The sequence below is a fragment of the candidate division KSB1 bacterium genome, from assembly GCA_034521575.1.
In the GTDB taxonomy this organism is placed as follows: domain Bacteria; phylum Zhuqueibacterota; class Zhuqueibacteria; order Residuimicrobiales; family Krinioviventaceae; genus JAXHMJ01.
Window position 1 is genome coordinate 771,117 of sequence record JAXHMJ010000002.1, and the last position, 15,083, is coordinate 786,199.

The following is a 15,083-nucleotide window of genomic DNA, read 5'->3' on the forward strand; positions in this document are numbered from 1 at the left end:
GCCGTTACTATTCCTTGCGAATGAATTTTGCTGCAAAACTGCCGTCTATAGCATGTTTGTGCGGCCATGTACGTACAAACCCTGCCTGTGTGATACAATCATCCGGGATGTTTGTAGCTGGTTTCAGTGTAAACTCTGGATGATTTGTTAAAAATGCATGGACGATATCTTCATTTTCTTCGCGTAAGACCGTACAGGTTGAATAAACGAGCTGGCCTCCCGGCTTGACATGCGAGGCTGCGGCATTTATCAAGTCTTTTTGCAGCAAAGACAGGTCGTAAATATCCGTGGGTTTACGCTGCCAGCGTATATCGGCTTTGCGCTGAAGAACTCCGAGTCCGGAGCATGGTGCATCCAGCAAAACGGTATCGACGTTTAAAGCGGGAAATTGTTGTGCAGCCGCCGTCACAGGATAAACATGCTGTAAATTCAGCCGTTTCAGGGTGCTTTCAATCAATTTACTGCGACCTGGACTGATATCGCCGCTCACTATCTGACATTGTTCATCCCAACGTTCTGCCAGGGCGGCTGATTTACCGCCCGGTGCGCCGCAGACATCCAGAATCACATCACCCGGCACAACGTCAATGAGACGAACCGGCAACCCGGCGCTCATGTCCTGTATGCTGAGCATTCCGGCGTGCAAAAACTTGTTTAATACTTTGGGTTGATTATCGATCACATGATAATAACCGCTCAACCCTGTTGATTTCAGCTGTATGCCCTTTTGATGCAAACGTTCGATTAAAGCTTTTTCTGATATTATACGCGGATTAACGCGCAGCGTAACACCTGCCGGCTGGTTATTGGCCTGACAAAGCTGCTGTGTTTCCTGATAACCAAGCTCTTTTATCCATTTTTTCACCAACCATTCGGGATGAGACTGTGTAATCGACAGATAGGCGACCGGATCCTTATCCGGATTGGGGTAACGCACAGCGTCCGGGTGGCGAATGAGATTTCGCAAAAGCCCGTTGACCACTCCGGTCCATCGCATATATTTTTTCTGCTTGACCAGATTCACGGATTCGTTCACAGCAGCGAACGGCGGCGTATGCGTAAATAAAACCTGATAGATACCAAGCCACAAAATCCAGCGGACGGTCAGCGGCATATCCGCCGATTTTCCCTTGAAACGCTGCTTTACAATCCAGTCCAGCCGATTTTTCCAGCGGATGGTGCCGCGTACGATTTCGTTCAGAAACGCATTGTCTTGTCCGGAGAGCGGGTTTTGTTTCATAATCGAATCCAGTACCGGATCTCGTATACGCCTGGTCCTGCTCAATCCGTTTGACCGCTTCCAAAGCCAGTCCGCGCGCTGTATAAGAGGTCCCGGCTTTAATTTTCAAAGACATCACCCGTTTGAATGCAATAACCGCGTACATACTCTTCGACTGACATGGCCCGCTTGCCCTGGGGTTTCACCCGCAGCAGCGCAATCTGTCCATTTCCGGTCTGAACAGTCACCTGCTGTTTTTCAACCCGTATCACTGTACCGGGAGCAGCATTGGACGATGCGAATTCCACAGGACGGCTGCGAAGAATTTGAAGGCGCTTGCCGTGGAGCACGGAAAAAGCGCCCGGATAAGGCGAAAGCCCGCGTATAAGGTTATGTACCGATTGAGCGGATTGAGACCAGTCGATTCTGCACAATTCCTTATTCAATTTAGGCGCAGCGGTCGCGTCTCCCTCCTGCTTTACCGGTTGAAAATCACCGGATTCGACAGCATTCACGGTTTTCCAGCACCAGGTCCGCGCCTCTGTGCATGAGCAGATCGTGCCAGTTCACCGGCCGTCATATCATTATGCAGAGACACCTGTCTTTGAAACAGCATCTCACCCGTATCAATCTGCTGGTCGATGAAAAATGTAGTCACCCCGCTTTTCGATTCACCCCGGATCAGCGCCCAGTTAATGGGAGCGGCCCCGCGGTATTTGGGCAGCAACGAGGCATGCAGATTAAACGTCCCTTTCGGGGGAATACTGAACACCTCAATCGGTAGTATACGAAAGGCTACCACAACAAAGCAATCCGCATTGTAGCGTTTGAGTTGTTTGATAAACTGTGGATCTTTAATAGATTGCGGCTGCAATACCGGTATAGCGTGGCGTTCGGCTGCCTGTTTTACAGGTGAAGCCTTGAGTTTGCGTCCGCGGCCGGCCGGTTTGTCTGTGGCCGTTACGACAGCCGCCACCGTGTGACGGCTGTTTTGAAGTATGTTCAAGCTAACTACCGCAAAATCAGGGGTGCCCATGAAAATCAGTTTCATTTTTTGCCTTGAGCGGCTTTGTTGCGTTCTTCAGCCGTGATATTTTGGGCAATTGAGCTTTTTAAAAGATCAACTTTGCAGCCATCGTCCACTTTGAGAATAATAATCGATTCATTTTCTTTGAACCCGTTTACAGTGCCATAAATACCGCCTGCAGTCAGTATTTTATCGCCTTTTTTAACAGCCTGCAGCATCTGCTGGTGTTTTTTCTGTTTTTTGGCCTGCGGACGGAATATCAACAACCACATGATCAGAAAAATGATGATCAGCGGCAGAAACATACCGAGTGCACTGCCGCCCTCACCCGACTGTGTGGATCCAGCTGCAGCGATAATATTCAATATTGCGTACATGTTAACCTCCAGGTTTATTGAATTTTTTGATCTTGTTTATGATAAAATGATTTTTTAAACTCTGCAAAATTATTTTTCAGGACAGACTTGCGAGCTTGCTTTACCAAATTAATATAATAGGTTATATTGTGCAAACTTAGCAGTTTTAGTACCAGTAATTCTTTAGCCATAATAAGATGCCGGAGATAGGCACGCGAAAATGTCCGGCCGGTATAGCGAGCTGCATTTCCGGGTCCAAAACAGTCTGATCGGTTTTGAATTTTTCATTTCTGATATTCAAAGGTCCTGCTGATGTGAACGCCTGTCCATTGCGTCCGTTGCGGGTCGGTATAATACAGTCAAACATATCCACACCGCGTTCTATTCCTTCCAGTACATCTTCCGGTTTACCCACTCCCATCAGATAACGCGGTTTGTTCCGGGGCAACAATCCGGTTACCAAATCGGTCATATCATACATATCATTTTTGGGTTCGCCCACTGACAATCCACCTATGGCGTATCCGGGAAAATCCAGGTCTACAAGCTGTTGAGCGCTTATTTTGCGCAGATCAGGAAACGTACTGCCCTGTACAATGGCAAACAGGGTCTGTGCAAAATCATAACGCGACCGACTTGTATTATCAGGCATCGAGACTGCGTTTGGCCCATTGACGCGTCAACTCTATTGATTTTTCAGCATACTGATATTCAGCCGGATAGGCCACGCACTCGTCCAGAACCATCATGATATCCGAGCCGAGATCGCGCTGGATGTCAATCACCTTTTCCGGAGTAAATTTATGTTCGGAACCATCCAGATGTGAGCGGAACACAAAGCCATCCTCTGAGATTTTGTTGAATTTACTCAAACTGAACACCTGATAGCCGCCGCTGTCGGTCAGGACCGGCTTGTTCCAGCTGCTGAACCGCTGGATACCGCCGCACTGATGGATGGTCTTTTGTCCCGGCCGCAAATACAAATGATACGTGTTTCCCAGAATAATCCGGGCTCCGGTTTCATTCAAATCCTGCGGCGACAAAGCTTTGACCGAGGCCTGCGTGCCGACCGGCATAAAAATGGGTGTTTCTATACTGCCGTGATCGGTCTGTATCAATCCCGCGCGGGCGCCGGTTTTTGCATCAATGTGTTTGATCTTAAAATTCACAAGTCCGAATTAAATATTTATTAATGTAACAAAGAATCCCTTAAAATTCAACATGTTCTTGCATTACGAGATCAATCTCCGGCCTGTTTCAAGGCGTCATAAGCATTTTCTACCGGCACAACCTTTATTTTTTCAAATGATTCCAATCCCTTGGTATTACCTTTGGGTATGATCGCGCGCCGAAATCCCATTTTTTCCGCTTCGTTGAGCCGAGATTGAATGTGCGCGATAGACCTCAGTTCCCCGCCCAGTCCCACTTCGCCCAGTAAAATGGACGAGTCGGAAATAGCACGATTGCGGATACTGGAGGCAACCGCGGCAATCACTCCCAAATCCGCTGCGGTCTCGTCAATACGGATGCCGCCGACGACATTCAGAAACACATCCATGCTCCCCACTCGGTACCCCAACCGCTTTTCCAGAACACCCAGCAGCATGACCAGGCGCTTGAAATCCATGCCTGTGGTGGTGCGCTGCGGATAGCCAAAGCGCGTCGGCGCGGCCAGCGCCTGAACTTCAACCAATATAGGACGCGTGCCTTCCATACAGCAGATCACAGACGAGCCGCTGGCCTGACTCTGGCGCTCTGATAAAAAAACAGCCGACGGATTCGGTACATCGATCAGCCCTTTTTCCTGCATTTCAAACACTCCGATCTCTCGGGTGGAACCAAAACGATTTTTGGTGGTGCGCAGAATACGATAAAACTGATCACGGTCGCCTTCAAACATAAGCAAAGTATCCACCATATGTTCAAGCACCTTGGGACCAGCCAAATAACCTTCTTTGGTGACATGTCCGACCAGAAACACTGCGATTTTATTCTGTTTTGCCTGCTCAATGAGGCGCAGTGTGCATTCACGCACCTGACTGACGCTGCCGGGTGCGCTGTCCAGTGAAACCGTATACATGGTCTGAATGGAATCGATAACGACCACGGACGGCTGCGCGTTCTGCATGGCCTTGAGGATGGATTCAATCTCGGTTTCAGCCATAATCAGCAGGGCATCGGCTTTGAGTTTCAGTCGATCAGCGCGCATTTTGATCTGTTCCGCGGATTCCTCACCGGTGATATATAGAACTTTTTCTTTACCCGAACTCAGTGCACCGGATTCCTGCAGCAGAAGCGTAGACTTGCCGATTCCCGGATCACCGCCCACCAGAATCACAGAACCGGGGACGATACCGCCTCCCAGCACCCGATTGAATTCCTGACTGTGAGTGGCACGCCGCGGCAGATGCTGATGGTCAATTTCAGCCAGCGGTTTCGGTTCACTACCCTCTTTGATACTCATCAACCGGTCGCGGGACTGGGTGGCCTGTACTTTTTCTTCCACCAGACTGTTCCAGGTGCCGCAAGCCGGACATTTGCCCTGCCAGCGAGGCGTTTCCGACCCGCATTCCTGACAAACAAAATGCGTTTTATCGCGTTTGGATCGTACCATTTGTTTTCTTATTTTTTTGTTGTCATGTTGAATACCGATTTTATATTCAAGATTAACATATTAAATTATCGCTGAATATCCAAGCGTTTTAAATAATCTAATGTCAATTTATCAATGTGCAAAATTCTTTTGATTATTTCAGTGAAATTGCAGACTGGGGCGCTAATATCGTCCGTTTCCCGGTACATCCCCGTGCCTGGCGAAACCGCAAACCTGGGAATTATCTGCAGCTGCTGGATAAAGGAATTGAACTGGCCCGAGCCTATGATCTGTATGTGATCATTGACTGGCACTCGATCGGCAATTTAAAAGAGGAAAAATTCCAGCATCGGATGTATGACACCACGGTTAAAGAAACCATCGAGTTTTGGCAAACCATTGCACAGCGTTACAAGGATGAACCGGTGGTGGCCATGTATGAAATTTATAACGAACCGACGGTCAGCGGTGATCAATTCGGCGATATGACTTGGCCGGAATGGAAACAATTGCAGGAACGCATAATCGGCGCCATTCGCAAAATAGACAGCGAAACCATTGTGCTCTGTGCCGGATTCAACTGGGCCTATGGTCTGACGCCAATCAAAGAGAATCCTATTGATGCTGTGAACATTGCCTATGTCAGTCACCCGTATCCGCAAAAACGTGAGAAACCCTGGGAAGAAAAATGGCAAGCGGACTGGGGATTTGCAGCGGATACGTATCCGGTGATTCTGACAGAAATCGGCTTTTGTCTCAAAGATGAACGCGGTGCGCATGTACCGGTAATCAGTGACGTATCCTACGGCAAGGCCATCACCGCTTACACTGAAAAAAAAGGTGTCTCCTGGGTAGTCTGGGTGTTTGATGCCGATTGGTCGCCCATGCTGATCCGGGACAAGGCATTTACGCCAACCACACAGGGTAAATTTTTCAAAACTGCTCTCCAGTCCCGGAATCCTTGAGAGCGTTTTCAAAACCATGACCGCTCTATGCACAGTTTTAGGAACCCTTTCACGCGTGCACTTTTTTTTTATCAGTGTCATCCGCGTTCTATAACCATCTGGACCTGAACACCCAAATTCAACAAAAAAAGAAATTTCTATGCGTGGATCGGTGTTAAATCAGAAAACTTTTTTATGATATGAACCATTTAATAACATCATGTTTATACCTGCAACCCGAAAAGAACTTGAGCGCCTCGGCTGGACCGATCCGGATATCATCCTGATTACCGGTGACAGTTATATTGATTCCCCGTTTGTCGGCATTTCTATGATCGGACATATATTGATGGACGCCGGCTATAAAGTCGCAATTATCCCGCAGCCGGACATCGAATCGGACAAAGATATTACCCGCTTTGGCGAGCCGCGACTGTTTTGGGGCATTACCTCGGGCTGCATTGATTCGATGGTCGCCAATTACACGGCCAACGGGCGCAAACGCAAATCCGATGATTATACGGCAGGCAATGTGAACAACCGTCGGCCGGACCGGGCTGTGATTGTCTACAGCAATCTCATTCGGCGTTATTTCAAAAATACCGTTCCCCTGGTACTTGGCGGCATTGAGGCGAGTCTGCGGCGGATAGTCCATTACGACTATTGGTCGAATAAACTTCGGCGCTCCATTCTGTTCGACGCCAAAGCCGATTATCTGCTGTACGGCATGTCCGACCGCACGGTCGTGCAGCTCACAGAACGGCTGCAGAACGGCGAATCTCCGGCAGATCTGCCAGGACTTTGCCATATCTCCTCCACTATCCCTGATACTGCGCTGGTGCTGCCGGCCTGGGATCAAGTCAAACGCGACAAAGCGGCATTTACCGACATGTTTATGACATTTTATCAGGAACAGGATCCGAAACATGCCCGTCCCCTGGCCCAGCTGCAGGACACCCGCTATCTGGTTCAGAATCCTCCGGCCCCTTACCTGAGGCAGACGGAACTCGATCGTCTTCACGCGCTGCCCTTTGAGCGCGATCTGCATCCGCATCACCGGCAGCAGGGCCCTGTCAAGGCTCTTGATACGATACAATTTTCCATCCCTACGCACCGCGGATGTTATGGTGAATGCCATTTCTGTTCCATCGCTGTACATCAGGGAAGAACCGTGCGCTGGCGCAGTATGGACTCCGTGACGAATGAAGCGCGTACTCTGACACAGCACCCGAATTTCAAAGGCCGTATCACCGATCTGGGCGGACCCACTGCAAATATGTACGGATTCGAGTGCGCGAAAAAACTAAAATCCGGCGCCTGCCGCGACAAGCGCTGTCTTTATCCCGCTGTGTGTAATACACTGCAGATAGACCATCAGCCGCAGATTGATCTGCTGCGGCGCATGAAAAACATTCCCGATATCAAAAGCGTATACGTGAGCTCCGGAATTCGCTATGATATGGTGCTGGCTGATAAACAGCATGGGCGCGATTATCTGAACGAAATTGTCCGGGCTCATGTGTCCGGACAGCTAAAAATTGCGCCGGAACATTCAGAACCGAACGTGCTGGCGAAAATGGGCAAACCCCCGGTTGACGATCTGGTCCGGTTTGTAAATATGTTTTACGACCTGACCCGCAAAGCAGGCAAGGACCAGTATCTGACCTATTATCTCATTGCCGCGCATCCCGGCTGCCGTGAACAGGATATGCACAAGCTAAAACAGTTTGCCGCGCGCACCCTTAAAGTCAAGCCGAGGCAGATTCAGATTTTCACTCCGACGCCTTCCACCCTGTCCACCCTTATGTATTATACCGAACGCGACCCGTTCACCGGCAACTCCTGTTTTGTCGACAAAGACCGCGGCAGAGAAAGCAGAAACAAATCATCATCGGATGATGGAACACGGTTGACGCGGTATACGCGGATTTTCACGGATTGCAAAGCACAATCTGCGTCAATCCGTGGAAATCCGCATTCCATGGACATCTCAACTTATCATCCAAACCGGAAAAGCAAGCACATTCCCGCAAACACGCTATCAATCCCCGAATCTCGGATTGACCACATTGCTGTAAATAGATCCGAATGTATAACGGAACCCTATGGACACATAATAATCATAGTTGGTTGCTACTTCCTTCTGGCGCAGCAAAATTTCCTCCTGTGTCGCACCGCCTGCCGGCAGTGACAGCTGATCACGGATCATGGACACATCTCCGAACAGGTTCAGGGACAGCCCTTCGATCAGCTGCAGATTGAGATTGCAGTAAAACTCGACTCGGTTGCGGGACCAATCGTGCAGATAATGCGAGCCTTCCAGGGTTGAGCTCAGCGATCCCCAGGGTTCTTTGAGTTCAAACGTGGCCGAAAGACTCTGATGCATCAGATGTTCGTATTGTTTCTGATAAATAGTGGGTTTGATATAATCCGAATACCGGTACATGGGCCGATAAAACAGACGCAGTTCCCGCCGCGTGTATTCGGAATAGGGAAAAATATTATACTCGACCGCCGGTCCCACACGGCAGGACAGATCCAGATTTGAATAAGTCGATGATTCAATATCGGTATAGCCGCCCACAGACCAGTGATCTGTGAGACTCTTGACGTACATGCCTTCAATTTCTCGCGACCGGCGGATACTGGTCAGGGTTCGGTCATCCAGTTCAAAATGTTCTTCATTGTACTCATTCTCGATTGAAAGCGCGATCTTGGATTCCGGTGTTACCCGGTCCACAGAAAACGACGCCTCCAGTTCATACTCTTTCTGGGTTTCCTCACCCTGCAAGTCCCAGTCAACATCGATATTAAACACCCAAAAATTCCATTTGTCACGGATTCTGCTTTCCTGCGGCTGGTTGTAGCTGATATGAATATAATCAGAAAGCGGTGTGTCATGAATGTAGCGCATCAAACCGATTTTCAGCACCCGGACGATACCGCGCCGGATGTCGTCTTCGCTGGCAAACCGGGTGCACACGTATTTCAGGGTATCATTTATGGATTTAAATCTCTGCTGCCCGATCAAATGCAGCGTATATTCCTCGCCGCCTCCTCCGGTCTGCTGCTCCGACATCATCACATACACCTGCGCTTGTTTGCGGTCGCGCACATAATTGACAAACTGGATTTCGGTTTTAATATAAGACTCGAACTCTCCCGGCACATCCAGAAAAACAGTGATTGCCTCGTTGCGGATGTTATTTTCATTTTGAGCAAAAGCAGGCAGAATGATTCCTGTTATGAAAATGATTAAGAGATAAAGCAAGTATCGCACGATAAACCTCCATTGCGCGTAGATTGATTCAGTTCGGAAACACGATGCAATTAAACCCGGGACTTTTGGCAGAATTGTTCAAGATACAAATTTTTCAAGACAGGATAAAGGGGAAATTCCAAAATTAGTTGACAGATAACTATTAAAACCTCTTTTAGTTCTGATACTGATCATGTTTATAATAAGCGTTAAAAGGATGATTAATCAAAGCTTTTTTCTAAGTGCATCGTGATGACACGCTGCTCAATTTGACGCTACCCATCATCATCCTTGAATGATTTTAGAATTTATATCCGTTATAGATATAAATGATATTATTTTCAACTAAACCGACGCCGTGCATTTTCTTAATTGATTAATAATAATGAGATTTAATGTTGCTATTTATTTTCTACATCGGACTGGCAGGAATCGGCACAGCTGTAACCTGGAAAGGCAGCGGTTTACTGGAATTGGCCTCGGATCGACTGGCCAGGCATTATCGTCTCCCTGCTATTGTACAGGGTGCTGTAATCGCTGCCGTCGGGTCCAGTTTTCCCGAACTCTCTGCAACTGTCATCTCTACCCTTTTGCATGGTGATTTTGATCTGGGCGTTGCATCTATTGTCGGATCGGCTATTTTTAATATTCTGGTCATTCCCGGAGTGTCGGGACTGGTTGGCAGGCGGCTGCAGGCAGATATCAATCTTGTCTACAAAGATGTCCAGTTTTATATTATCTCTGTAGCAACTCTTTTGCTGGCCTTTTCATTTGCCGTGATTTATCATCCGGTAAGCGGGGCAGATCTTGTCGGCTCGATGACCCGCCCGATTGCGCTGGCGCCCGTTTTGCTGTACGGATTGTACCTGTTTGTTCAGCAGCAGGACACACGGGAAAAATGGGCGGCAGAAAACTCTGTACAGCAAAATAGCAGAGTCAGTCCTTTGAGGGAATGGCTACGCCTGATTGCAGGGCTATTGTTGATTATTGCAGGCGTGGAAGGGCTTCTCCGATCCGCATTGGGTTTGGGAGAATTGCTCAATACACCCAGTTCGCTTTGGGGATTGACCGTAGTAGCGGCAGGTACCAGTCTGCCCGATATGTTTATCAGCGTAAAAACAGCCCGCAAGGGCCAAGGCGTGGTTAGTTTGGCCAATGTACTCGGCAGTAATATCTTTGACCTGCTGATTGCCGTACCTGCAGGTATTCTTATAGTCGGCAGTTCAGCCGTCAACTTTTCCATTGCTGCCCCCCTGATGGGATTTCTCACACTTGCAACCATTGTATTGTTCACCACACTTCGAACGCGACTCACTCTTTATCGCGGAGAAGCAGTGCTGCTGCTCGTGCTCTATGTTCTGTTTGTCACCTGGATGATCCTGGAGACCACAGGCGTAACCGGGCTTGTTTTTTAGCCGGTTGCACCGTGAAATATTATTTATGATAACTCTGCTGACAGGTGAACACTGTATATGCAACAACCTATGCCCGGCAAAACAGTCTGCCTCTTTACATCATTCTTTCTTATAACTGATAGTTTTCAAATGTTTTTTGAGATAGGCCCCCAGTTTTGCCTGAACCTCAGCATACTTTGACTGTTCCGCCACATTTACAGTTTCCAGAGGATCCTGCTCATAATCGAATAGCTGCTTACCGACAATATGATTTAATTCAGAGTCCGAATCAGCATGCAGGCCCGCCTCGATCCATTCAACATACCGATAACGTTCATCGCGTACTGCATATCCCATCTTATTATCACGGGTGTATTGACTGATTGAAAAAGTATGATCTGGATCCTCTTTACCTTTGATCAACCTGACCAGACTGCGGCCGGAGACCTGGGACGGGATATCAAGTCCGGCCAGTTCGCAAAGGGTTGAAAACAAATCAATGAATCCGGTTGATTTTGATGTGCGGTTTGGAGTTTGTCCAGGTACACGAATAATCAACGGAGAGCGTGTGGCCTGTTCAAAATTAGTGGCTTTGCCCCACAGAGCGTGATCGCCCAGATGCCAGCCATGATCCCCCCACAACACAACGATGGTCTCTTGGTTCAAGTCCAGTTCATCCAGTTTTTTCATGATTTTGCCGATTTGAGCGTCTATATAACTCACAGCGGCTTTGTATCCATGAATCAAGCGACTTTGCTCGGTCCCGGAAAGTTTTTTTCTATTTTCGAGTTTATCATAAATACGATCACCGTTTTCAGCAGTATAGGACTGCAGCTCCGGTGATTTTGTATAAAAATACGCATGGTCATTTTCCGCCATCCGCTGATATTCCGCCAGCTGAATGTCCTTTGGATCATATAAATCCTAATATTTTTCAGGTGCTGTGAACGGCAAATGCGGACGCTCAAATCCGACTGCAAGAAAAAATGGGCTGTCGGATTGTGACAGTTTTTCCAGGTCCGCCAAAGCCTTGTCTGCGAAAACACCGTCCTTGTACGCATTATCCGGTACATCCAGACATTCAGTGGCCGGTTTGATGCGTTTGTGCGCTTTGCGTATCAATGCATGACCTGAAAGTCCTGTATCATTTTCAACCTGTGCAAATACATCCTTGACCAGCGGCGATTGATAAAAATAACCGCAAACCGGACCGGTTGAATCAGCATAATACGGTTTCATAGCCTCTTCTGATAAAGGAAAAGCTCGTGTCCAGGAGGGCTGATCCCAGTATTTATCTACAGTTCGGTAATCAAATATTTTCGAGATATTGATTGTAGTATATCCGTTCTGTTTAAAATACTGCGGTAAAGTAACCACATCCGGCAGCGCCTCGCGAATCATTGTGAATCCCCATGGGTTGTTTTCATCCGGATACAGACCGGTCAATAAAGACGCACGAGAAGGCCCGCAAACAGCCTGCTGACAGTGATTATTAAAAAAAAACGTTCCCTGCTCTGCTCATTGATCAATATGCGGCGATAAAGTTGACTCATCACCATAACAGCCCAGCAGCGGTTTCAAATCATCGACTGCGATAAACAGAATATTGGGATGCCGTTGAACAGCGTATCGGGTAAACGGAAATACTGACAAGGTTGCCATTGAACCGAGTCCGTGTTTAAAAAATGTCCGTCTATTCGGCATACGTATGACTCCTGAATATTGAATTCAAAATATTTAACATATTTTTCAAATTGAACAGTATTAATAATTTAAAGCCATCAAACATTGTAATACAAAGAGTACTCTTTAAAATGAGCAAATATATAAATTCTTACAAATCCAGTGATGTATCTGCTTTCAAAATTCCAGGGTGCAATAAACCTGAGGGCCAGATTTTAGATTGCTTAACAGTTGTTTCAGAGCAAAAAAAGTGCATAAAAAAAGTTTATCCCATGCACAATAATCGGTTTCCACAAGCCGGGACTCAAATTAAACGCCGATCACTAGGTACTTTATAAAATATCTTTATCTTATTATATAGCAGCAAGTAAAACTATTTACTTAAAGTATTTAATATGCTGCTCAACTTTGAAACCACCTGTATTGGAATTAGAAGCGGATCGATGTGCCCAGTGAAGCATAGTGTATCAGTGCAAAATTATAAACCTCATCATTATCCGCACCGCCTTCCAGAATGCGATAACCCAGCTTTAAATCGAAGGCATTGGTTGCTCTGAAAGTTAATGCAGCCAGAACATCTTCTGCTCGGCCTTGAGGAGCAGCGAGTGCATCGCCCTCAAGTAGAAATCCAAACCGATCTGTCATTTTATAGAATACTCTAAAATGTATGATGGGTACAAAACCTACATTGGTCTTTGACGCTTCTTTCCCCCCTCCTTTGACACTGATTTCAGCATCCCGTATTTTTGCTGTAAATCCTGCTCCCAATTGCAGTTTTTCTTTTCTTAAAAAATCATAACGGTATGTCAACCTGTATGAATTGAATCTATACTGAGTTTCAATCGGAGTCCGGGCTGAAAACATTTCATCTGTAAAGATCAAATCCCGGTCCAGGGTTCCGGTTGAATTGATAGACAGGGGCGCATACAACGCCTTTAGATGATGACGGGGATTAAAATCCAAAGTCAGACCAATCCGGAAAAATGCAGCCGGATCAGCGTTCAATTCTTCGGATAAAGAGAACTTTGTTCCGTTATCGCCGGGAATACGCACATCATTGTAACCGCTGAACACCGCCCCGGTCTCCAGATCGCATTCGATCTGGGCATTCACAGTTATGGCGCTGATCAAGACAAAAAAGCCAACTCCATCCACGAATAATACGCATCATGCACCCAAGTTATTGGAATTAAAAAAGCATTATTATTTTCTGAAAATTACTGAATTGCATGTTACCATGCAACTCATTTCTTGCATTTTATATGTACTTTTATACTTTTGAAAGACAATCATCCGGCCAGGTCGATTAGACATTGGTTCTACGATACAATTTATCCCTTGAACCGGAATTTGACTGCTGTGTATTTTGAAAATTCATCCATTAATCGCAATTAGCACTTGAAACATTGATGAATAATGTGTATTTTATTTTAACGAGCAAGTGAACCGGTTCAGTTAAAAGGAGGTGGTTTTATGAACCGATACAGCGAAACGTTAAATCGTTTTTACAACATTGTCAAAGAAAAAAGCAATGATGTTATGATGGGCATTATTATTGATTCTCCCTGGATGCCCGGGTACATGGATGTGAATACACTGGATTTTTATTTTGATCAGACAGTCTGGCTAAACTCTTACCGTCAGGTTTTAAAAGATCTTCCCGGTGTTGCATTTGTTCCCGGCAGCTGGGTCGAGTATGGCATGTCTGCAGAACCCAGTGGGTGGGGTGTTAAAATTGAATGGAAACCCGGGTCTCCCCCGTCGCTGCATCATTTCCCGGGTGGATTAGCGGCAATTATTGAACAAGATACGCCGGACCCTGAACATCACGGTATGATGCCGGTGATACTGCGCCAATATGAACGAACCCGGGAAATTCTCAACCAGGATGGTATTCCCCCAAAAATGGCAGCCGCTCGAGGTCCTCTTGCAGTCGCCGCACATCTGATTGGTGTTACAGAACTATTAACGGCTACCCGTCTGGACAAGGAAAACTGCCTGGCATTGTTTGAAAAGACCACTGATTTATGCATTAAATGGCTAAAGGCGCAGCTGGACCGTATGGACGATCCGTTTGGAATTCTGGTGCTTGACGATATTGCCGGTATGATGCGCCCCAAGATGGCTGATCAGCTCGCCTTTCCCTTTCTGAAACGTATATTTGACAGTTTCCCGGATATGATTCATTTATTTCACAATGATACTCCAAATGACAAAATTTTTCCAGGCTTGGCTGAATGCGGCATTGATGTGTTTAATTTCAGTCATGAGATCAGCATAGAAAGAGCGCGTGAGTTGGTCGGTGACGATATGGTGTTGTTTGGCAACCTCCCTCCTGTTGACACATTGGTGCGCGCTACAGCAGACCAGGTTAAACAAGCAACCCGGGAATTGCTGAAAACAGCACATGATCATGGTCCGATCATCCTCTCAGCCGGAGGTGGTATATCACCCGACACTCCGATCGAAAATCTGCAGGCAATGGCTGATGTGGTTCATTCCCAGTGAGGTATCAAATCCTATTCAAGTCATTGCAGAGCTATGCGGACATTGCTCTGCAATGATGGGTCACCCGGAACCCTTATTCAGAACAGCCATTAACAGTTAA

11 protein-coding genes and 2 pseudogenes are annotated in these 15,083 nt (G+C 47.0%); 4 read left to right on the forward strand and 9 right to left on the reverse strand.

The features are described from left to right. Positions 1-7: 7 nt before the first annotated feature. From rsmB to radA, 6 genes and pseudogenes are all read right to left on the reverse strand, one after another. A complete protein-coding gene (rsmB, locus tag U5R06_06395) occupies positions 8-1,285 on the reverse strand; it encodes a 16S rRNA (cytosine(967)-C(5))-methyltransferase RsmB (protein ID MDZ7722445.1) in 1,278 nt (425 codons plus the stop codon). A gap of 53 nt (positions 1,286-1,338) precedes the next feature. Next, positions 1,339-1,734 (reverse strand): hypothetical protein, encoded by a 396-nt coding sequence (locus tag U5R06_06400; GenBank protein MDZ7722446.1) that lies wholly within the window; start codon positions 1,732-1,734, stop codon positions 1,339-1,341. Next, positions 1,731-2,270: a methionyl-tRNA formyltransferase gene (locus U5R06_06405; GenBank protein ID MDZ7722447.1), complete on the reverse strand. Its 540-nt coding sequence runs from the start codon at positions 2,268-2,270 to the stop codon at positions 1,731-1,733. Before U5R06_06405 ends, U5R06_06400 begins: the two co-directional genes overlap by 4 nt. Further along, positions 2,267-2,623 carry a preprotein translocase subunit YajC gene (yajC, locus tag U5R06_06410; GenBank protein ID MDZ7722448.1) on the reverse strand — a complete coding sequence of 119 codons (357 nt, stop codon included), beginning with the start codon at positions 2,621-2,623 and terminating at the stop codon, positions 2,267-2,269. The genes U5R06_06405 and yajC overlap by 4 nt, the downstream gene beginning before the upstream one ends. A 14-nt stretch (positions 2,624-2,637) precedes the next feature. Beyond that, positions 2,638-3,771: pseudogene (tgt, locus tag U5R06_06415) on the reverse strand (tRNA guanosine(34) transglycosylase Tgt). 71 nt (positions 3,772-3,842) lie between these two features. Continuing rightward, positions 3,843-5,216, reverse strand: a complete 1,374-nt coding sequence (radA, locus tag U5R06_06420; GenBank protein MDZ7722449.1) for a DNA repair protein RadA — start codon at positions 5,214-5,216, stop codon at positions 3,843-3,845. Between the two features lie 116 nt (positions 5,217-5,332). Between radA and U5R06_06425 the strand changes: the two genes are divergently transcribed. The 3 genes from U5R06_06425 (at position 5,333) to U5R06_06435 (ending at position 10,813) form a co-directional block, all read left to right on the forward strand. Beyond that, entirely contained in the window at positions 5,333-6,160 is an 828-nt protein-coding gene (locus U5R06_06425; protein ID MDZ7722450.1) for a cellulase family glycosylhydrolase, read from the forward strand. 199 nt (positions 6,161-6,359) lie between these two features. Beyond that, complete coding sequence (locus U5R06_06430; protein MDZ7722451.1) at positions 6,360-8,330, forward strand: YgiQ family radical SAM protein; 1,971 nt, start codon at positions 6,360-6,362, stop codon at positions 8,328-8,330. 1,463 nt (positions 8,331-9,793) lie between these two features. Then, positions 9,794-10,813 carry a sodium:calcium antiporter gene (locus tag U5R06_06435; protein MDZ7722452.1) on the forward strand — a complete coding sequence of 340 codons (1,020 nt, stop codon included), beginning with the start codon at positions 9,794-9,796 and terminating at the stop codon, positions 10,811-10,813. 99 nt (positions 10,814-10,912) lie between these two features. On the opposite strand, the pseudogene U5R06_06440 reads toward U5R06_06435, so the two are convergent. The 3 genes and pseudogenes from U5R06_06440 to U5R06_06450 all read right to left on the reverse strand — a co-directional run bounded on the left by U5R06_06440 (position 10,913) and on the right by U5R06_06450 (position 13,606). Next, positions 10,913-12,298, reverse strand: a pseudogene (locus U5R06_06440) (sulfatase). 12 nt (positions 12,299-12,310) lie between these two features. Next, a complete protein-coding gene (locus U5R06_06445; protein ID MDZ7722453.1) occupies positions 12,311-12,496 on the reverse strand; it encodes a hypothetical protein in 186 nt (61 codons plus the stop codon). A 408-nt stretch (positions 12,497-12,904) separates the two neighbouring features. Further along, the gene (locus U5R06_06450; protein MDZ7722454.1) at positions 12,905-13,606 is read right to left on the reverse strand and encodes a hypothetical protein; all 702 of its coding nucleotides are present in this window, start codon (positions 13,604-13,606) and stop codon (positions 12,905-12,907) included. Positions 13,607-13,948: 342 nt separating this feature from the next. Between U5R06_06450 and U5R06_06455 the strand changes: the two genes are divergently transcribed. Next, on the forward strand, positions 13,949-14,983 hold the full coding sequence (locus U5R06_06455) for a uroporphyrinogen decarboxylase family protein (GenBank protein ID MDZ7722455.1): 1,035 nt from the start codon (positions 13,949-13,951) through the stop codon (positions 14,981-14,983). Positions 14,984-15,083: the final 100 nt, after the last annotated feature.